We start from the raw sequence: 20,799 nt of genomic DNA, 5'->3' as shown, positions 1-20,799 counted from the left end.
GTGTTAAACAAAGTTCTGCCGGTATTGCTGTTACTCTCCGCCCCCGTTCTGGCGGCTAAACCGGTCCTCACGGTCTACACCTACGACTCCTTCTCTGCCGACTGGGGCCCTGGCCCGGCGGTAAAAAAAGCCTTTGAGGCGCAGTGCAACTGTGAGCTGAAATTCGTCACGCTGGAAGATGGCGTCTCGCTGCTGAACCGCGTACGGATGGAAGGCAAAAACAGCAAAGCGGATCTGGTGCTGGGGCTGGATAACAATCTGGTGCAGGCGGCGCAGAAAACCGGTCTGTTTGCTGAAAGTCAGGTCGACACCGCAAAACTTACCCTGCCTGGCGGCTGGCACGACACCACCTTTGTGCCGTTTGACTATGGCTACTTCGCCTTTGTCTATGACAAAACCCGGCTGAAAAACCCGCCCAAAAGCCTGAAAGATCTGGTCGACAGCCCGGAAAAGTGGCGGGTGATCTACGAAGATCCGCGTACCAGTACCCCCGGCTTAGGCCTGCTGCTGTGGATGCAGAAGGTCTACGGCGACCAGGCTCCGCAGGCGTGGCAGAAGCTGGCGCAGAAAACCGTAACGGTGACCAAAGGCTGGAGCGAAGCCTATGGCCTGTTCCTGAAGGGCGAAGGCGATCTGGTGCTGAGTTACACCACCTCTCCGGCTTACCACATCATCGAAGAGAAAAAAGAGAACTACGCCGCCGCCCCGTTTGCCGAAGGACACTATCTGCAGGTGGAAGTGGCCGCACAGTTAGCCAGCAGCAAACAGCCTGCGCTGGCACAGCAGTTCATGCAGTTTATGGTCTCGCCTGCGTTCCAGCGCACCATTCCCACCGGCAACTGGATGTACCCGGTGATCGATACGCCGCTGCCTGCCGGTTTTGCCAGCCTGACGGTGCCGTCCACCGCCCTGCAGTTCTCGCCTGAAGAGGTGGCCACACAGCGTTCAGGCTGGATCAGCCAGTGGCAACGCGCCGTCAGCCGCTGATGCCGCGCTGGCTGATCCCCGGCTCGCTCGCCACGCTGCTGCTAACCGGCGTGGCGCTGCTGGCCTTTGGCGCACTCTGGATGGCCGCGCCAGGCCTGGAGTGGCGCAGCGTGCTGCAGGATGCGTATCTGCGGCATGTGATCGGCTTCTCTTTCGGTCAGGCGCTGCTCTCCGCCCTGCTCTCCCTGCTGCCTGCCGTGCCGCTGGCGCGTGCGCTCTATCGGCGCCGTTTTCCCGGCCGCCAGCTGCTGCTGCGTCTCTGTGCCATGACCCTGGTCCTGCCGGTACTGGTGGCGGTGTTTGGTCTGCTGACCGTCTATGGCCGCGTTGGCTGGCTGGCCCAGCTCTGTCAGCTGCTGGGCATCGGTTATCACTTCTCACCCTATGGTCTGCCGGGCATTTTGCTGGCGCACGTCTTCTTTAATCTGCCGCTGGCGACGCGTCTGATGCTGCAGGCGCTGGAGAGCATTCCGGCCGAGCAGCGTCAGCTCGCGGCGCAGCTCGACCTGCGCGGCTGGCACCATTTTCGCCTGCTGGAGTGGCCGTGGCTGCGGCGTCAGTTGCTGCCGACCGGCGCGCTGATCTTTATGCTCTGCTTTGCCAGCTTTGCCACCGTGCTGTCACTGGGGGGCGGGCCGCAGGCTACCACGCTCGAACTGGCGATTTTCCAGGCGCTGAGTTATGACTACGATCCGGGCCGTGCCGCGCTGCTGGCGCTGATTCAGCTCGGCTGCTGCCTGACGCTGGTGCTGCTCAGCCAGCGCTTCAGTAAGGCGATCCCCGCCGGCACCCGTCAGCTGAAGGGCTGGCGCGATCCGCAGGATTCATGGGGCGCACAGCTCAGCGATGCGCTGCTTATCCTGCTGGCGCTGCTCCTGCTGCTGCCTCCGCTGGCGGCAGTGATTGTGGAGGGCCTGCATGGCGGCGTGCGCGGTGCGCTGGCTCAGCCTGCTCTCTGGCGGGCAACCCTGACCTCATTACGCATCGCCACCGGGGCCGGATTGATCTGCGTGGTGCTGACCATGATGCTGCTCTGGAGCAGCCGCGAGCTGCGTCTGCGCCAGCATCCGGCGGCGGCCACGCTTATCGACACCAGCGGAATGCTGATTCTGGCGATGCCGGGCATTGTGCTCGCCACCGGCTTTTTCCTGCTGTTCAACGCCACCATCGGCCTGCCCGACTCCGCCGAAGGGCTGGTAATGTTTACGAATGCGCTGATTGCCATTCCCTATGCGCTGAAAGTGCTGGAAAACCCGATGCGCGACGCCGCAGAGCGGTACGGCAGACTCTGCGATTCACTGGATATTCAGGGCTGGAACCGGCTGCGGCTGATCGAGTTGCGGGCACTCAAACGTCCGCTGGCCCAGGCGCTGGCCTTTGCCTGCGTGCTGTCGATTGGTGATTTTGGCGTGGTGGCGCTATTTGGCAGCGCCGACTTCCGCACGCTGCCGTTCTATCTCTATCAGCAGATAGGCGCCTATCGTGGCGCTGATGGTGCAGTCACCGCCCTGCTGCTGCTGCTGCTCTGCTTATTGCTGTTCACGCTAATGGAAAAATTACCGGGCCGCCATGCTGACTCTTGATAACCTTACCTATCTCTACCAGCATCTGCCGATGCGCTTCAGCTTCAGGGCCACACGCGGTGAACGCATCGCGATTCTCGGCCCCAGCGGCGCGGGTAAAAGCACCCTGCTGAGCCTGATTGCCGGTTTTCTGCCGGTGAATCAGGGCACCCTGCTGATTGACGGTCAGGAGCACACCCACACTGTCCCGGCCCGACGACCGGTTTCCATGCTGTTTCAGGAGAACAACCTGTTTCCGCACCTCAGCGTGCAGCAGAACATGGCGCTGGGGCTGCACCCGGGGCTACGACTCAGCGCGGAACAGCAGCGGCAGCTGACTGCGCTGGCTGAACAGGTGGGATTAGGCGATCTGCTGTCACGCCTGCCAGGCGAACTGTCGGGCGGCCAGCGCCAGCGCGTGGCGCTGGCCCGTTGCCTGTTGCGTGACCGTCCGGTACTGCTGCTGGATGAGCCCTTTTCCGCGCTGGACCCCGCCCTGCGCGGCGAGATGCTTCAGCTGGTGCGTTCGGTGTGTGAGGCGCGCAGCATCACGCTGCTGATGGTGTCACACAGTCTGGAAGATGCGCAGCAGATCGCGCCGCGCAGCGTGGTCATTGTGGATGGCCGGGTTTACTGGGATGGCGAAACCCGACAGCTGCTGTCGGGCGACACGCGGGAGGCCGACGTACTCGGCATCCCGCGTCGTTAAGCGGCTCAGGCGATGAAAACCTGCCACAGCAGATGGCGGAAAACCGGCATCATCGGATGGAACTGGATCGCGACGAACGCCGCCACGGCGATCGCCAGCCCCAGCGGGCCAGCCCAGCGCAGGCGCGCCGGAGGCAGCCAGGCGGTGGCCCAGTCACGGCTTTTGCCACTGCGCCACCAGCGCCAGCCTAACCAGCCGCCAAGCCAGATCAGCAGCGCTGCGCCCAGTAACAGCCATTTAAAGCTGCCGCCCTGCGCCGCTTTTGGCACGTCAATCGCCACCCCGGCCAGAATGCCGGGCAGCAGATAGATCGGCGGCCAGAGAAGACAGCCGATGAGATTGGGCGGCAGAAATTTACGTACCGGCAGCTCCAGCATACCCGCCGCCAGCGGGATTAGCGGCCGCGTGGGGCCGACAAAACGTCCGACCAGGATGGTAAACATACTGTGCTGATGCAGGGCATGCTCGGTTTTATCCAGCAGGCCTTTGTACTTTTGCAGATACTTCCAGCGGTGCAGCGGCCCCTGGAATTTCCAGCCGATACCGTAAGAAACCCAGTCACCGATCAGGCAGCCCGCAAAGCCCGCCGCCCAGGCAGGATAAAGGCCAAGCTCGCCACTGCCGACCAGCGCGCCCAGGCTGGCCATCATCACCGTACCTGGCAGCAACAGCCCGACCAGCGCCAGCGACTCCAGAAACGTCACCAGCGCAACGGCAAACAGCGCCCACTCCAGGGACTGCGTAATCAGTTGTTGAATCCAGGCTTCCATAGTGGTCCTTAGTCAAAGCAGAAGGCTGGATTGTCCAGAGCCAGCCACACAGCGTCAAGGCAAGAATTGTAGGACAATGTTGACAAATCGTGGCGACAGGAACTGTATAAATATCCATGATATACTCAGGTTGTTTACTTATCCCTGAAACATGGCGTCCGGAGAACATCTGACTATGCCCCGCGCAGGTTTTCTGCTCACCCGCCACTGGCGCGACAGCCCGAATGGCACCGAAATTATCCTCTGGCTCGCCACTGATGCGGGCGCGCAGCGCGTGGTGCTGCCTGTGCAGGAGTCTGTCGCTTTTGTGCCTGCGGAATATCAGGCGCAGATCAGCGAGGTGCAGAGAGAGGAACGCCAGCTGCGTATCCAGCCGCTGGCGCTGAAAGATTTTCGTCACCGTCCGGTGCTGGGCCTCTACTGCCAGCAGCATCGTCAGCTGCAGCGCATCGAAAAACGGCTGCGCGAACAGGGAATTCCGATCTACGAGGCGGATATCCGTCCGCCGGAACGCTATCTGATGGAGCGCTTTATTACCGCCCCCGTCTGGTTTGATGGCGAGCAGCAGGGCGACACGCTGGTCAACGCGCGGCTTAAGCCCCATCCCGACTATCGCCCGCCGCTGAAATGGGTCTCGCTGGATATTGAAACCACCCAGCATGGCGAGCTCTACTGCATCGGACTGGAGGGCTGCGGTCAGCGCCAGGTCTATATGCTCGGCCCGGCTAACGGCGATGCCAGCACGCTGGATTTCGACCTGATCTATCTCGACAGCCGGCCACAGCTGCTGGAAGCCCTGAACCAGTGGTTTGCAGAGCATGACCCGGATGTCCTGATTGGCTGGAACGTGGTGCAGTTTGACCTGCGGGTGCTGCAGAAACATGCCGACCGCTACGGCATTCCGCTGCGTCTTGGCCGCCAGCAGACGGCGCTGGAGTGGCGGGAACATGGCTTCAAGCCGGGCGTTTTTTTCGCGCAGGCCAGCGGCCGCCTGATCATTGATGGCATTGACGCACTGAAGTCGGCGTTCTGGGATTTTCCGTCGTTCAGCCTGGAGTCGGTGTCGCAGCAGCTGCTGGGAGAAGGCAAAGCGATCGACAATCCCTGGCACCGCATGGAGGAGATAAACTGGCGGTTTGCCAACGATAAACCGGCGCTGGCGCGCTACAACCTGAAAGATTGCGAACTGGTGACGCGGATCTTTCACAAAACGGCGATCATGCCGTTTCTGCTGGAGCGCGCGGCGGTCAATGGTCTGGCCGTGGACCGCCATGGCGGTTCGGTGGCGGCGTTCAGTCACCTCTATATTCCGCGCATGCACCGTGTCGGGTTTGTCGCGCCTAACATGGGTGAGGTGGCCCCGGAAGCGAGCCCGGGCGGTTATGTCATGGATTCGCGTCCCGGTCTCTACGACTCGGTGCTGGTGCTGGATTACAAAAGCCTCTATCCGTCGATTATCCGCACCTTCCTGATCGATCCGGTGGGCCTGGTGGAGGGTCTGGCTCATCCTGATGATGCGGATTCGGTTGCCGGTTTCCGGGAAGCGCGCTTCTCTCGCCACACCCACTGCCTGCCGGCGATGGTTGAACAGATCTGGCTGGGGCGCGAAGCGGCGAAAAAACAGAACAATCAGCCGCTGTCACAGGCACTGAAGATCATCATGAACGCCTTTTACGGAGTGCTGGGCACCAGCGCCTGCCGCTTCTTCGATCCGCGACTCGCCTCCTCAATTACCCTGCGCGGTCACGCCATCATGCAGCAGACCCGCGCGCTGATCGAAGCGGAAGGCTACGACGTCATCTACGGTGACACCGACTCCACCTTTGTCTGGCTGAAGTCGGCCCACGATGAGGAGCAGGCCGCTGCCATTGGTCATCAGCTGGTGCAGAAAGTGAATGCCTGGTGGCGCGATCACCTGCAGCAGACGCTGGGACTGACCAGCGCGCTGGAACTGGAGTATGAAAACCACTTCTGCCGTTTTCTGATGCCGACCATTCGCGGCGCGGAACAGGGCAGCAAGAAACGCTACGCCGGACTGATTCGTGACGCCGACGGTGCGCGCATGGTCTTTAAGGGGCTGGAGTCGGTGCGAACCGACTGGACGCCGCTGGCCAAAACATTTCAGCAGCAGCTGTACCACCGTATTTTCCACCGCGAGCCGTGGCAGGATTACATCCGGGAAACCGTGGCGCAGCTGCTGGCGGGCGAGCTGGACGACCAGCTGATCTACAAAAAGCGCCTGCGGCGTCCGCTGAAGGAGTATGAACGAAATGTGCCCCCGCACGTGCGCGCCGCCCGGCTGGCTGATGAGCAGAATCGCAAACTGAACCGGCCACTGCAGTATCAGAACGGCGGCCGGATTCGTTACGTCATGGCTACGGCTGGCCCCGAACCGCTGGAGGCGCGCAGTACGCCGCTCGACTATGACCACTATGTGACGAAGCAGCTGCAGCCGGTGGCAGAGGGGATCCTGCCCTTTGTCGGGGGAGATTTTGCTACACTGATTACGGGGCAACTGGGGCTTTTTTGACAGGTGACGAATGCCCTGCCATCCAGTACCATAGCGCCCTTCCTGAAACTCACCGCTCTTATGCACGCTCCAGACCTTGTTGTCTGGCGGTAACGCTATTGCCTGAGATTCGGGAACACCTCTAAAAACGTTAAAATTCGAGCTAAAAATATATGGTTTTTACATTAGGTCAGCGCTGGATTAGTGATACGGAAAGTGAACTGGGACTGGGCACCGTGGTGGCGATCGATACCCGCATGATCACCCTGCTGTTTCCGGCCACGGGGGAAAACCGCCTCTACGCCCGCAACGATTCGCCGGTTACCCGCGTCATCTTTAACCCGGGTGATACCATCACCAGTCACGAAGGCTGGCAGATGCGCGTCGATGAAGTCCGCAACGAAAATGACCTGATGACCTATATCGGTACCCGACTGGATACTGAAGAAAGCGATGTGATCCTGCGTGAAGTGATGCTCGACAGCAAGCTGGTGTTCAGTAAGCCGCAGGATCGTCTGTTTGCCGGTCAGCTCGACCGCATGGACCGCTTTGCCCTGCGCTTCCGCGCACGCAAATACCAGAGTGAGCAATACCGTCTGCCGATCAGCGGGTTACGCGGCATGCGCACGAACCTGATCCCTCATCAGCTGCATATCGCACACGATGTGGGTCGCCGCCACGCGCCACGCGTACTGCTGGCCGATGAAGTGGGCCTGGGTAAAACCATTGAAGCCGGGATGATCATTCAACAGCAGCTGCTGGCGGGGCGTGCCGAGCGGGTACTCATCGTGGTGCCTGAAACCTTACAGCATCAGTGGCTGGTCGAGATGCTGCGCCGCTTTAACCTGCGTTTCGCCCTGTTTGATGATGACCGCTACACCGAAGCGCAGCACGACAGCGATAACCCGTTTGAAACGGAACAGCTGATCATCTGTTCGCTCGACTTTGTTCGCCGTAACAAACAGCGCCTTGAACTGCTGGCCGATGCCGAATGGGATCTGCTGGTGGTGGATGAAGCGCACCACCTGGCCTGGTCCGAAGGCGAACCCAGCCGTGAATATCTGGTCATCGAAAAACTGGCTGAGAAAACGGCCGGGGTGCTGCTGCTGACGGCGACGCCGGAACAGCTCGGCATGGAGAGCCACTTTGCCCGTCTGCGCCTGCTCGATCCGGACCGGTTCCATGATTTTGCTGCCTTTGTTGAAGAGCAGCAGCATTTCCGTCCGATTGCTGATGCGGTGACAGCGCTGCTGGCTGACCAGGCGATTTCCCAGGAGGAGATGAACCGGATCAACGATCTGGTGGGCGAAGAGGATATCGAGCCGCTGCTGCAGGTCGCCAACAGCGATCGTGAGGGCAAGCTGGAGGCGCGTCAGGAGCTGATCGCCATGCTGATGGATCGCCACGGCACCAGCCGCGTCCTGTTCCGCAACACCCGTAACGGTGTAAAAGGTTTCCCGAAACGCGAACTGCATCAGATCCGTCTGCCGCTGCCTGCGCAGTATCAGACGGCCATCAAAGTCTCCGGCATTATGGGCACGCGCAAAAGCGCCGAGGAGCGGGCGCGTGACCTGCTCTACCCGGAGCAGATTTATCAGGAATTTGAAGGCGACAGCGGCACCTGGTGGAACTTCGATCCGCGCGTGGAATGGCTGATGGGCTATCTCACCAGCAACCGTAAAGAGAAAGTGCTGGTCATCTGCGCCAAAGCGGCCACGGCGCTGCAGCTGGAGCAGGTGCTGCGCGAGCGCGAAGGCATCCGGGCGGCGGTGTTCCACGAAGGCCTGTCGATCATTGAGCGTGACCGGGCTGCCGCGTGGTTTGCCTCGGAAGAGAATGGCGCGCAGGTGCTGCTCTGCTCTGAAATCGGTTCTGAAGGCCGTAACTTCCAGTTTGCCAGCCGCCTGGTGATGTTCGACCTGCCCTTTAACCCGGATCTGCTGGAGCAGCGTATCGGCCGTCTGGACCGTATTGGTCAGGCGCACGATATTCAGATTCTGGTGCCGTGGCTGGAGCAGACCGCTCAGGCGGTGCTGCTGCGCTGGTATCATGAAGGTCTGGACGCGTTCGAGCACACCTGCCCGACCGGTCGTACCATCTACGACAGCGTGCATCAGCAGCTTATTGGCTATTTAGCCGCGCCGGAAAATAGCGAAGGCTTTGACGGCTTTATCGCGGAGTGCCGTAAACAGCACGAGGCGCTGAAATCGCAGCTGGAACAGGGCCGCGATCGTCTGCTGGAGCTGAACTCTAACGGCGGCGAATCGGCTCAGCTGCTGGCGAACGCCATCAGCGAGCAGGATAACGACACCGGTCTGGTGAACTTCGCGCTGAACCTGTTTGATATTGTTGGTATCAATCAGGAAGATCGCAGCGATAACCTGATTGTGCTGACCCCTTCCGACCACATGCTGGTGCCCGATTTCCCTGGCCTGCCGGAAGATGGCTGCACCATCACGTTCAACCGCGATCAGGCGCTCTCCCGCGAGGATACCCAGTTCATCACCTGGGAACATCCGCTGATCCGTAACGGCCTGGATCTGATCCTGTCGGGTGACACCGGCAGCTCCGCGCTGTCACTGCTGAAGAACAAGGCGCTGCCGGTCGGCACGCTGCTGGTTGAGCTGATCTATGTGGTGGAAGCGCAGGCACCGAAGCATCTGCAGCTGACCCGCTTCCTGCCACCGACGCCTGTCCGTCTGCTGCTCGATCGCAACGGCACCAACCTGGCCGGGAAAGTGGAGTTCGAAAGCTTTAACCGCCAGCTGAATGCGGTTAACCGCCACACCGCCAGCAAACTGGTCAATGCGGTGCAGCAGGATGTGCATGCAATCCTCACCCAGGGTGAAGAGAGCGTGGTCAGCGAGGCACGTGCGGTGATTGAAGCGGCGCGGGCCGAGGCGAATGAAAAGCTGGGCGCAGAGCTTTCCCGTCTCAATGCGCTGAAAGCGGTGAACCCGAACATCCGTGAAGATGAGATCGAGGCGCTGGAAAGCAACCGTGAACAGGTGCTGGAAAGCCTGGATCAGGCCAACTGGCGTCTCGACGCGCTGCGCCTGATTGTGGTGACTCACCAGTAAGCTCAGGGGCCTTCCGGCCCCTTATTTTTGGAAAGCCCTATGGAACCTTACAATCCACCGCGTGAACCCTGGCTGCACATCCTTTATCAGGATGCGCATATCATGGTGGTGAATAAACCCAGCGGTCTGCTCTCGGTACCCGGTCGGCTGGATGAGCACAAAGATAGCGTGATGACGCGGATACAGCGTGATTTCCCGCAGGCGGAATCGGTTCACCGGCTGGATATGGCGACCAGTGGTGTGATGGTCGTCGCCCTGACCAAGGCGGCTGAGCGTGAGCTGAAACGGCAGTTTCGCGAGCGGGAACCCGCCAAGACCTACGTGGCCTGCATCTGGGGTCATCCGGAGAAGGAGGAGGGAGTGGTTGATCTGCCGCTGATTTGCGACTGGCCTAATCGTCCGAAGCAGATGGTCTGCTTCGAAAACGGCAAAGCCGCGCAGACGGAGTATCAGGTGCTGGAATATCGTGCGGATAACAGTGCGCGCGTTTCGCTGAAGCCGATTACCGGCCGCTCGCACCAGCTGCGGGTGCATATGCTGGCCCTGGGCCATCCGATTCTGGGCGACAACTTCTATGCCCATCCGGACGCCAGGGCGATGGCACCGCGCCTGTTGCTGCACGCGGAGTCCTTGACTATCACCCATCCGGCATTCGGTAATGCCATGACGTTTCGCCAGCCCGCCGATTTTTAAGGGGGGCGGTACGCCTCGCCGCCTCCTTCTGAGAGGTGGAGAGAGGCGCGATTACTTAAAGCCTTTTTCTTTGCGAATCAGATCGTACGCCGCCTGAATTTCCTGCGCCTTCTGCTTCGCCATCTCCATCATCTCTGGCGGCAGCCCCTTCGCCACCAGCTTATCGGGATGATGCTCGCTCATCAGCTTGCGGTATGCGCGCTTGATGGTGGTGGCGTCATCGCTGCTCTTCACACCCAGCACGCTGCAGGCATCTTCCAGCGTTGGTCCACGTTGCGCCTGCTGAAAGCCACCATTGCCACTGCGCTGTCCGCCGCCGAACTGCTGGCCGCCTTCCATCATGCGCAGGAACTGATCGAACTGAACGCGTGAAATGCCCAGCTCCTCGGCGATAACATAGAGCACCTGCCGCTCATTGGGATGCAGGGAACCGTCGGCAAAGGCAGCCTGAATCTGAATTTCCAGGAACATGCGAATCAGATCGAACCGGCCAAAACAGGCGCTGCGCAGCTCCCGCAGTTTGCTGCGTAACGGGTAATCTGCCTGCTTGCCTTCGCGAAATGCGCGCTGGGCGGCGGTGCGCGAGTCACCGTGCAGCTGCATCCGCTCCATGAGCAGCGACGCAATCTGAATATCCGCTTCGGTAACGCGCCCTTTTGACTTGGTCAGATGGCCCATGACCTGAAAGGTGGTGCTGAAAAACAGCGTCTGTCGGGTCTGATTATTTGAGAAGTAAGCCTTGCCTTGCGCGCCGCGCACTTTGTCAAACATATGGCCAATGATCAAACCGATCACAATACCCCAGAAGCCTGCACCGGAAAGTAATCCCAGCGCCAGACCCACAACTTTTCCCCAGTAGCGCATAAACTCCTCAATTCGCCATGCTTGCGGCTGAAAATTGCATTATCATACCTGTCATTTATCTCAGCGCCTAACGGCAACGCTGACTGACCAGGATTAACACTGGCGCAACGCCGGGCAGTAAGTTAGTCTCTGACCCGATTGTCGGCATGATGCCAGTTTTCATGGAATTCTCGATACCGCGTATGAAAAAACATATACCTACCCTGCTGGCCACACTGATCGGCGCAGCCATTAGCCAGCAAGCCGTTGCCGACGATCTGATGTCGCAGTGTATGTTAGGCGTGCCGAGTTACAACCGCCCGCTGGTGAATGGCGATACCAATCAGTTGCCTGTCACCATTCACTCCGACGCTGCCAAAGGGAACTATCCCGATGATGCGGTCTTCACAGGCAATGTGAATATTGAGCAGGGCAACAGCCGTATGCAGGCCGATGAAGTTCAGCTTCATCAGCGTCAGCAGGAGGGCCAGACCACGCCGGTTCGTACCGTCGATGCCCTGGGTAATGTGCATTACGATGATAACCAGGTCATCCTGAAAGGTCCGAAAGCCTGGTCAAATCTGAACAGTAAAGATACCAACGTCTGGAACGGTCAGTACCAGATGGTGGATCGTCAGGGTCGCGGCACCGCCGATCAGATGAAACTGCGCGGTGATAACCGCTACACCATTCTGGAGAATGGCACCTTTACCTCCTGTCTGCCCGGCTCCAACAGCTGGAGCGTGGTCGGTTCCGAAGTGATTCAGGACCGCGAAGAGGAAGTGGCCGAGATCTGGAACGCCCGCTTTAAACTCGGTTCCGTTCCGGTGTTCTACAGTCCCTATCTGCAGTTACCGATTGGCGACCGTCGTCGCTCCGGCTTCCTGATCCCGAATGCCAAATATGGCAGCAACAACGGCTTTGAGTTCATCCTGCCCTACTACTGGAACATCGCGCCGCAGGCCGATGCCACCATTACGCCGCACTACATCAGCAAGCGCGGCATGAAGTTTGAGAATGAATTCCGTTATCTGACAGAGCTGGGCGCAGGTCTGATGGAGTTCGACTACCTCGGCTCAGACAAGCAGTACGACAAAGATAAAGCGCTGCGCGGCATCGCCGAAGATGACAGCTCCGATCGCTGGCTGTTCTACTGGCGTCATGCAGGCGTCTACGATCAGCACTGGCGCTTTAACGCGGACTACACCAAAGTCAGCGATAAGTACTACTTCAACGACCTCGACTCGAAGTACTACAGCTCGACCGACAACTACGCCACGCAGAAATTCAGTATTGGCTATGCGGACACCAACTGGGATGCCACGCTTTCCACCAAAGATTTCCAGGTGTTCGGCGACAACAGCAGCAACAACGTCTATCGCGCCATGCCGCAGCTGGACGTCAATCTCTATCAGAATGACATCGGTCCGTTTGATGGCCGGATCTATGCGCAGGCGGTGAAATTTACCAACGTCAGCGATCGCTATCCTGAAGCGACCCGTTTGCACGTTGAGCCAACGCTGAATCTGCCGCTGTCAAACGGCTGGGCCAGCCTGGATACCGAAGCGAAATTCCTGGCAACCCACTACCAGCAGACCAATGTTGATTACTACAACAACAACTTTGCGAATCGCAACGGCAAAAGTGGCGATCTGGATGAGTCGGTAAACCGCACCCTGCCGCAGTTTAAAGTCGATGGCCGTCTGGTCTTTGACCGCGATATGGACTCCGCGGCGGGCTACACCCAGACGCTGGAGCCGCGGGTGCAGTACCTCTATATCCCGTACCGCAATCAAAGCAACATCTATCCGTACGACTCAACGTTGCTGCAGACCGACTACACCGGCCTGTTCCGCGACCGCACGTATAGCGGCCTGGATCGTATCGCGTCGGCTAACGAAGTGGCCACCGGCGTCACCACACGCATTTATGATGCCGATCTGGTTGAACGTTTTAACGTTTCTGTAGGTCAAATCTACTCGTTTACCCCTTCTCGTACTGGTGTGAATCAGACCAGTAAAGAAGATGATACCGGCAGCCTGATCTGGGCTGGCGATACATACTGGAAAATCAGCGATCGCTGGGGTGTCCGGGGTGGGTTGCAGTATGACACCAAACTCGACAACGTTTCCCAGGGCAATACCGTACTGGAATATCGTCGTGATGCCGATCGCATGGTGCAGCTGAGCTACCGTTACAGCAGCCCGGAATATGTCGCAACCGCGCTGAACGACAGCAGCCTGGTGACCAATCCTATCTTCAAAAATGGGATTTCACAGGTGGGCACCACGGCCAGCTGGCCGATTGCGGATGCATGGTCCGTGGTAGGCGCGTACTACTACGATACCCGCAACAGCCGTCCGGCTTCGCAGCTGGTAGGCCTGCAGTACAGCTCATGCTGTTATGCCATTCGGGTCGGTTACGAACGCAAAATTAACGGTTGGGAAAACGACGACAGTAAATATGACAACCAAATCTCATTCAACATTGAGCTGCGTGGTCTGAGCTCCAACTATGGCTTAGGCACCAACGATATGCTGCGTCAGGGGATTATCCCTTACCAGCCCGCTTTCTGATGTTGTGATGTTTGACAGGCAATCCCGCAGTGCGGAACCAACAATGGATAAAGTATGAAGAACTGGAGAATGCTGATTCTTGGTGTGGCAATCAGTGCCAACACCGCGTTCGCAGCACCACAAGTCGTTGATAAAGTTGCCGCCGTGGTCAATAACGGCGTGGTTCTTGAGAGTGACGTGGACGGCATGATGGGCACGGTGAAATCTCAGGCCCGGCAGGCAGGTCAGCAGTTGCCAGATGATAAAACGCTGCGCCATCAGATTCTGGAACGCCAGATCATGGACAACATCATTCTGCAGATGGGTGAAAAAGCGGGGATCCAGATCAGCGATGAGCAGCTGGATCAGGCGATTAAGAACATCGCCGCACAGAACCGCATGACGCTGGATCAGCTGCGCAGTCGTCTGGCTTATGACGGCATGAACTATGGCGTCTATCGCTCACAGATCCGCAAAGAGATGATGATTGCCGAAGTCCGCAACAATGAAGTGCGTCGTCGCGTGACCATCCTGCCGCAGGAAGTGGATACGCTTTCAACCCAGATTGCCGCCCAGAACAGCCAGGGAACCGAGCTGAACATCAGCCACATTCTGCTGCCGCTGCCGGAAAACCCGACGCAACAGCAGGTCGATGAGCAGGAAACGCTGGCGAAACAGCTGGTTGGCGAACTGAAAAATGGTGCGGATTTCGGCAAGATGGCCGTGACCTACTCCGCCGACTCGCAGGCGCTGAAAGGCGGTAACATGGGCTGGGGTAAAATTGAAGAGTTACCGACCCTGTTTGCCCAGGCGCTGGCAACGGCGAAAAAAGGCGACATCGTCGGGCCGGTGCGTTCAGGTGTGGGCTTCCATATCCTGAAGGTGAACGACCTGCGTGGCGAAAGTAAGAACGTCTCGGTCACTGAGGTGCATGCTCGTCATATTCTGCTGAAACCATCGCCGATTCTCACTGACGATCAGGCCAGGGCGCAGCTGGAACAGATCGCGGCCGATATCCGCAGCGGAAAAACCACCTTTGCCGCCGCGGCAAAACAGTACTCTGACGACCCGGGATCGGCGAATCAGGGTGGCGATCTCGGCTGGACCTCTCCGGAAGTCTTTGATCCCGCCTTCCGCGATGCGCTGCTGCGTCTGCAGAAAGGCCAGACCAGCCAGCCGGTGCACTCCTCTTTCGGCTGGCATCTGATTCAGCTGCTGGATACCCGCCAGGTGGACAAAACCGACGCGGCGCAGAAAGAGCGCGCTTATCGCATGCTGTTTAACCGTAAATTTGCTGAAGAAGCGCAGACCTGGATGCAGGAACAGCGCGCCAGTGCTTATGTGAAGATTCTGGATGGCAATGCACAGTAACCAGCGTGTGGTGATCACTCCCGGCGAGCCCGCCGGGATTGGTCCCGATCTCACCGTTCAGCTGGCTCAGCACGTCTGGCCGGTGGAACTCGTCGTCTGCGCCTCCCCTGCCCTGTTGCAGCAGCGGGCAGCGCAGCTCGGTCTGCCGCTGACCCTGCGTCACTACCAGCCTGAGGCGGACCCCGTGCCGCAGCAGGCGGGGACGCTGACCATTCTGCCGATTGAGACGGCACAGCCGGTCACGCCAGGCGAACTCTGTGTCGCTAACGGTGACTATGTGCTGGCCACGCTGGCCCGCGCCTGTGACGGCTGTCTGCAGGGTGAATTTGCGGCGCTGATTACCGGTCCGGTGCACAAAGGCGTGATTAACGATGCCGGTATCGCCTTTACCGGCCATACCGAATTCTTCGCCGACCGCGCAGGCGGTCATCGCGTGGTGATGATGCTGGCAACCGAAGCGCTGCGTGTGGCACTGGCCACCACGCATCTGCCGCTGAAAGAGGTGCCTGCGGCGGTCACCCGCGAATGCCTGCATGAAGTGATCACCATTCTTCATCGTGATCTGCAGCAGAAGTTCGCCATTGCCGAGCCGCATATCTATGTCTGTGGTCTTAACCCCCACGCCGGTGAAGGCGGTCATATGGGACGGGAAGAGATTGAGACGATTACGCCGGCCCTCAATGAACTGCGTCAGCAGGGCATTAAACTGACCGGCCCGCTGCCTGCGGATACGCTGTTCCAGCCCAAATATCTGCAAAACGCCGATGCGGTACTGGCGATGTATCACGACCAGGGCCTGCCGGTACTGAAGTTTCAGGGGTTTGGTCGCGCGGTAAATATTACCATGGGCCTGCCCTTTATCCGGACCTCCGTTGACCACGGCACCGCGCTTGAACTCGCCGGGCTGGGTCAGGCGGAACCGGGCAGCTTTATCACGGCGCTTAACCTCGCCATCACTATGATCAAGAGCAGTAATGAATAATCGCGTCCATCAGGGGCACTACGCCCGTAAACGTTTCGGGCAGAACTTCCTGAACGATCAGTACATTATCGACAGCATTGTCTCCGCCATTCATCCCCAGCGCGATGAAGCGCTGGTAGAGATCGGCCCTGGCCTCGGCGCCTTAACCGAGCCGGTAGGCGAACGCCTCGATAGCTTAACGGTGGTGGAGCTGGACCGCGATCTCGCGGCGCGTCTGCAAACGCATCCGTTCCTTGGCCCGAAACTGACCATCTTCCAGCAGGATGCCATGACCTTCGACTTTGCCGCGCTGGCACAGGAGAGAGGCCAGCCGCTGCGGGTATTTGGTAACCTGCCTTACAATATTTCGACCCCGCTGATGTTCCACCTTTTCAGCTATACTGGTTCGATCAAAGATATGCACTTCATGCTGCAGAAAGAGGTGGTTAACCGTCTGGTTGCGGGCCCGGGCAGCAAAGCGTATGGTCGCCTGACGGTGATGGCGCAATATTACTGCCAGGTTATTCCGGTGCTGGAAGTGCCGCCACACGCCTTCACGCCGCCACCGAAAGTGGACTCGGCTGTCGTGCGTCTGGTGCCGTTTGCCGAGCCACCGCATCCGGTCAGCGACGTGCGTATCCTGAGCCGTATCACGACAGAAGCCTTTGGTCAGCGCCGTAAAACATTGCGCAACAGCCTGAACCATATGGTGGCGGCGGGTGCGCTGGAAGAGTTATCCATTGATCCTGGTCTGCGTGCTGAAAACGTCTCGGTCGCGCAATATTGTCAGCTGGCTAACTGGCTGGCGACACATCAGGGAAAATCGCAGGAGTAAGTCATGAGTGAAACGGCCCGCGTCTCCGTTCATGTGCAAAGCCAGTACGTCGCCTCCCAGTCCTCGCCGGATGAGGATCGCTACGTCTTCGCCTATACCATTACGATACGCAATCTGGGCCGTTCCGCCGTGCAGCTGCTGGGGCGTTACTGGCTGATTACCAACGGTAACGGCCGCGAAACAGAAGTTCAGGGCGAAGGCGTGGTTGGTGAGCAGCCGCTTATCCCGCCGGGCAACGAATTCCAGTACACCAGTGGTGCTGTCATCGAAACGCCGATGGGCACCATGCAGGGACACTACGTGATGGTCGACGATCAGGGCGACACCTTTCACGTTGAAATCCCGGTGTTCCGCCTCGCCATCCAGACGCACATTCACTGATTTTCACGCCTTTTGCCCGATACGTCGGGCACATTCCCGATGGATAAAACGTTATGAGCACATACCTGATTGGCGACGTCCATGGTTGCTACGATGAATTACGTGCCTTGCTGCAGCAGGTCGATTTCAATCCCGAGCATGACACGCTGTGGCTGACCGGTGACCTGGTGGCGCGCGGTCCTGGATCACTGGAGGTCCTGCGCTATGTGAAGTCACTGGGCGACGCCGTGCGCCTGGTGCTGGGCAACCACGATTTACATCTGCTGGCGGTCTATGCCGGAATCAGCCGTAACAAGCCTAAAGATCGCCTCACCACCCTGCTGGAAGCGGACGATGCTGATGAGCTGATCAACTGGCTGCGCCGGCAGCCGCTGCTGCAGGTGGATGAAGAGAAAAAGCTGGTCATGGGACACGCCGGTATCACGCCTCAGTGGGATATCGACACCGCGAAAAAATGTGCGCGGGAAGTGGAAGCGGTGCTCGCCAGCGACAGTTATCCGCTGTTCCTGGATGCGATGTATGGCGATATGCCAAATAACTGGAGCGAAGATCTGACCGGCCTGGCCCGACTGCGCTTCAGCACCAATGCCTTTACCCGTATGCGCTACTGCTTCCCCAATGGTCAGCTGGACATGATCTGCAAAGATGCCCCGGAGTCGGCGCTGCCACCGCTGAAGCCCTGGTTCAACATCGACGGACCGGTCGCCCGTGACTACACCATCGTTTTCGGTCACTGGGCTTCACTGGAAGGCAAAGGCACGCCAGAGGGAATTATCGGCCTGGATACCGGCTGCTGCTGGGGCGGCGCGCTGACCCTGCTGCACTGGGAAGAGCAGCGCTATGTGGTTCAGCCCTCTAACCGCGAGAAAGCGCTCGACTCCAGCGAAAGTCTGGCGCCTCCGGCGCTATAACCCTGAGGCTGGCCCGGCGGCCAGCCTGCTGTTTTATGCGCCGATAATGCCGCCATCCTCCCGGGTGATCATGATCACCGACGAGCGCGGGCGCGGACTGTTATCAGGAAAATGTGAATCCCCCTCTTCGCCAGGGTGCTGCACGTTCACGAACAGCGTTCTGTAGTCAGGCGTGAAGGTAATGCCGGTCAGCTCGCAGGATTTAGGGCCGACCATAAACCGGCGGATCTCGCCGCTGTCCGGGTCTCCTGCCAGCATCTGATTATTCCCCTGCCCCTGATAATCCTCTTTGTTGCTGTATTTGCCATCGGTGAGGATCCAGAGCCGCCCCTGCGCATCAAACCCCAGGCCATCCGGACTGTTAAAGGTGTTTTCAGCAGTGATGTTCGGTGTGCCACGATAGATGCCTTCGGGATGGGCAATCGGATTGCCGCATAACGCGTAGATGTCCCAGGCAAACGACGTGGCCGTGGCATCGCCCTTCTCATCCCAGCGGATAATCTGGCCATAGATATTTTTAGGGCGCGGGTTGGCGGCATTAACCGGCATCCCCTCATTGCCGCGCTTGTTGTTATTGGTCAGCGTACAGTAGGCGCGGCCATCATGCGGGTTAACGGCGATCCATTCCGGCCGATCCATCCGCGTGGCGTTAACCACATCGGCAGCAGCACGCGCATTGATCAGGACATCGGCCTGGCTATGAAATCCCTTCTCAGCAGTGAGTCCATTTTCCCCCCACTTCAGTGCCAGCCAGCGACCGCTGCCTTTCAGGGGTGTGCCCTGTTCATCGCCGTTAAACTGCGCCACATAGAGCGTGCCCCGATCGAGCAGTCCGTGATTCGCTTTGGCGTCGTCCGGGTTAACCTTGTCGTCCGAGACATATTTATAAATGTACTCGCCACGCTCATCGTCGCCCATGTAGACCACCAGCTGGCCGGTTTTAGCAACCGTCACCGCAGCATTCTCATGCTTGAAACGCCCCAGCGCGGTCCGTTTGACCGGCACCGATTGGGGATCGAAGGGATCGATTTCGACTATCCAGCCGTGGCGGTTAAATTCGTTAGGATTTTTTGCGATATCGAAGCGGGGATCAAAATCGGACCAGTTTCGCTCCGGCTCGGCGGCGTTCAGGGTGTAGCGCTTCTGCTGGGCGGTCGGCGTAAAATCCGCGTCATGCGTGCCAAAGTAGGTGTCGTAATTCTCTTCGCAGGTCAGATAAGTGCCCCAGGGCGTTTTACCGTTGGCGCAGTTACCAAAGGTGCCGAGAACCTGCAGGCCCTGAGGATCGGCGGCGGTCTGCAGCGCTTTGTCGCCTGCGGCCGGACCGGAAAAACGCATCGGGGTATTGGCGGTAATGCGGCGGTTGTAGTCAGAAGGACGGACAACCTGCCAGCGATTGCCTTCGCCGCGTTTAATCTCAACGACAGAAACGCCGTGCGCCGCCTGTGATTTCTTCACATCCTCCAGGCTGGTCGCTTTGCTGCCGCCATGGGCGAACAGCGTCGGCTCATTCACATACTCATTGTTGATTGCCATCACGCCACGATGCTCATCAATGGCGAAGAAGCTCATCCCATCATTGTTGTCACCGAACTGCTTTTCCTGATCCTCCGCGCTGTTGTTGCCATGCGGATCGAACTCAGCCGCGCCATTAACCAGCGGATCGCCCCAGGAGATCAGCACTTCAGCGCGATAGCCTGGCGCTACAACAATCTCATCCGCGGTCGAAGCGGCAATCGCCTGAAAGCCCAGCAGCGGGCTGCCGGCGGGGTTTTCCTGCGCCAGTGCGCCGGAGGAGAAAGTCAGGCCGCCGCTGAGAAAGCCGGTCAGCCCAAGTGCGCCGGAACCGGCAAGGAACTTACGTCGCTGCGAATCGGGCAGGCGGTCTGTGCTTAACGCGGAGAGTTCGATCTTCATCAGTGATTGCTTCCTTTGTGTCGATCCCGGAAAAGAAGCAATGCTAATGAATAAAGATGACAGCCAGGTTACAGGCGGGTGGGCAAGGAATCAGCGACGGCGATCCAGGATCTCAAAGCAGTAGCTGTGGGAGTTATGCTCATCAGCGTCGTGGAACTCGCTGAACGTTGACTGCCACTCATCCGGCTCGTAATCCGGGAACTGCGTGTCGCCTTCTACTTCTGCATCGATGTGAGTCAGATAGAGACGATCGGCACGCTTCAGCATCTGCTCATAAACGCGTCCGCCACCGATCACCATGATCTCTTCGGCTTCACCGGCAGCCTGAAGCGCCTCATCCAGCGAAGTGACCCAGGTGACGCCTTCGGCGGTGCCGGGCTGGCTGCTGACCACGATATTCAGTCGGCCAGGCAGAGGGCGACCAATGGATTCAAAGGTCAGCCGGCCCATAATCACCGGTTTTTTCAGGGTGTTACGCTTGAACCACGCCAGATCTGCAGGCAGGTCCCACGGCATGGCGTTCTCCATTCCAATAATGCGATCTGCTGCTAATGCCGCGATAAGACTAATCATGTTAACTACTCACAGGAAAAAAATTGGCGCCATGATACGAGAAGGTGAAACTTTCGTCGATAGGGGGGAAGGTCTAATTGCGTAAAGCTTTTTATGATGTCGCGTTTCACTGCCTGCGCAGCGTTTTTCACCGCGAAATCGC

At 58.8% G+C, this 20,799-nt stretch carries 16 protein-coding genes; 12 read left to right on the top strand and 4 right to left on the bottom strand.

Annotated elements, in window-relative coordinates:
- Genes thiB through thiQ form a run of 3 tightly spaced genes read left to right on the top strand, consistent with a single transcriptional unit; the run spans nt 1 to nt 3,258 of the window.
- Nucleotides 1-987, top strand: coding sequence for a thiamine ABC transporter substrate binding subunit (gene thiB, locus AC1V0D_RS12780; protein WP_111208310.1), 987 nt, complete (start codon nt 1-3; stop codon nt 985-987).
- Nucleotides 963-2,570 (top strand): thiamine/thiamine pyrophosphate ABC transporter permease ThiP, encoded by a 1,608-nt coding sequence (thiP, locus tag AC1V0D_RS12775; RefSeq protein ID WP_482907522.1) that lies wholly within the window; start codon nt 963-965, stop codon nt 2,568-2,570. The genes thiB and thiP overlap by 25 nt, the downstream gene beginning before the upstream one ends.
- Nucleotides 2,557-3,258, top strand: a complete 702-nt coding sequence (gene thiQ / locus AC1V0D_RS12770) for a thiamine ABC transporter ATP-binding protein ThiQ (RefSeq protein WP_009092175.1) — start codon at nt 2,557-2,559, stop codon at nt 3,256-3,258. The genes thiP and thiQ overlap by 14 nt, the downstream gene beginning before the upstream one ends.
- A 5-nt stretch (nt 3,259-3,263) precedes the next feature.
- Here thiQ and AC1V0D_RS12765 read toward each other — a convergent pair whose 3' ends face one another.
- Nucleotides 3,264-4,028, bottom strand: a complete 765-nt coding sequence (locus tag AC1V0D_RS12765) for a DedA family protein (protein ID WP_009092177.1) — start codon at nt 4,026-4,028, stop codon at nt 3,264-3,266.
- A 169-nt stretch (nt 4,029-4,197) separates the two neighbouring features.
- On the opposite strand from AC1V0D_RS12765, the gene polB reads away from it, so the two are divergent.
- From polB to rluA, 3 genes are all read left to right on the top strand, one after another.
- Complete coding sequence (polB, locus tag AC1V0D_RS12760) at nt 4,198-6,558, top strand: DNA polymerase II (protein WP_482907565.1); 2,361 nt, start codon at nt 4,198-4,200, stop codon at nt 6,556-6,558.
- A gap of 152 nt (nt 6,559-6,710) precedes the next feature.
- Entirely contained in the window at nt 6,711-9,617 is a 2,907-nt protein-coding gene (gene rapA, locus AC1V0D_RS12755; RefSeq protein ID WP_482907521.1) for an RNA polymerase-associated protein RapA, read from the top strand.
- 39 nt (nt 9,618-9,656) lie between these two features.
- The gene (gene rluA / locus AC1V0D_RS12750; RefSeq protein ID WP_009092184.1) at nt 9,657-10,310 is read left to right on the top strand and encodes a bifunctional tRNA pseudouridine(32) synthase/23S rRNA pseudouridine(746) synthase RluA; all 654 of its coding nucleotides are present in this window, start codon (nt 9,657-9,659) and stop codon (nt 10,308-10,310) included.
- A gap of 51 nt (nt 10,311-10,361) precedes the next feature.
- On the opposite strand, the gene djlA is transcribed toward rluA, so the two are convergent.
- Nucleotides 10,362-11,174: a co-chaperone DjlA gene (gene djlA, locus AC1V0D_RS12745; RefSeq protein ID WP_009092186.1), complete on the bottom strand. Its 813-nt coding sequence runs from the start codon at nt 11,172-11,174 to the stop codon at nt 10,362-10,364.
- Between the two features lie 182 nt (nt 11,175-11,356).
- Here djlA and lptD point away from each other — a divergent pair, with 182 nt between their 5' ends.
- The 6 genes from lptD to apaH are packed head-to-tail and all read left to right on the top strand — an operon-like array spanning nt 11,357 to nt 18,167.
- Entirely contained in the window at nt 11,357-13,729 is a 2,373-nt protein-coding gene (lptD, locus tag AC1V0D_RS12740) for an LPS assembly protein LptD (protein ID WP_058957743.1), read from the top strand.
- Between the two features lie 54 nt (nt 13,730-13,783).
- Nucleotides 13,784-15,079 carry a peptidylprolyl isomerase SurA gene (surA, locus tag AC1V0D_RS12735; protein WP_009092189.1) on the top strand — a complete coding sequence of 432 codons (1,296 nt, stop codon included), beginning with the start codon at nt 13,784-13,786 and terminating at the stop codon, nt 15,077-15,079.
- On the top strand, nt 15,069-16,061 hold the full coding sequence (gene pdxA, locus AC1V0D_RS12730) for a 4-hydroxythreonine-4-phosphate dehydrogenase PdxA (RefSeq protein WP_482907564.1): 993 nt from the start codon (nt 15,069-15,071) through the stop codon (nt 16,059-16,061). The genes surA and pdxA overlap by 11 nt, the downstream gene beginning before the upstream one ends.
- Nucleotides 16,054-16,875, top strand: a complete 822-nt coding sequence (gene rsmA / locus AC1V0D_RS12725) for a 16S rRNA (adenine(1518)-N(6)/adenine(1519)-N(6))-dimethyltransferase RsmA (RefSeq protein WP_009092193.1) — start codon at nt 16,054-16,056, stop codon at nt 16,873-16,875. Before pdxA ends, rsmA begins: the two co-directional genes overlap by 8 nt.
- Before the next feature lie 3 nt (nt 16,876-16,878).
- Nucleotides 16,879-17,256 carry a Co2+/Mg2+ efflux protein ApaG gene (gene apaG, locus AC1V0D_RS12720; RefSeq protein ID WP_009092195.1) on the top strand — a complete coding sequence of 126 codons (378 nt, stop codon included), beginning with the start codon at nt 16,879-16,881 and terminating at the stop codon, nt 17,254-17,256.
- A 53-nt stretch (nt 17,257-17,309) separates the two neighbouring features.
- On the top strand, nt 17,310-18,167 hold the full coding sequence (gene apaH / locus AC1V0D_RS12715; RefSeq protein ID WP_009092197.1) for a bis(5'-nucleosyl)-tetraphosphatase (symmetrical) ApaH: 858 nt from the start codon (nt 17,310-17,312) through the stop codon (nt 18,165-18,167).
- 33 nt (nt 18,168-18,200) lie between these two features.
- On the opposite strand, the gene AC1V0D_RS12710 is transcribed toward apaH, so the two are convergent.
- Both AC1V0D_RS12710 and folA read right to left on the bottom strand, forming a co-directional pair.
- A complete protein-coding gene (locus AC1V0D_RS12710; protein ID WP_482907520.1) occupies nt 18,201-20,084 on the bottom strand; it encodes a PhoX family protein in 1,884 nt (627 codons plus the stop codon).
- Nucleotides 20,085-20,174: 90 nt separating this feature from the next.
- Nucleotides 20,175-20,657, bottom strand: coding sequence for a type 3 dihydrofolate reductase (gene folA, locus AC1V0D_RS12705; protein WP_046101196.1), 483 nt, complete (start codon nt 20,655-20,657; stop codon nt 20,175-20,177).
- Nucleotides 20,658-20,799 lie beyond the last annotated feature (142 nt).

The sequence above is a fragment of the Pantoea sp. PA1 genome (genome assembly GCF_056856975.1).
The sequence above is the reverse complement of the archived record's forward strand: the minus strand, read 5'-3'. Positions and strand labels throughout refer to the sequence as shown.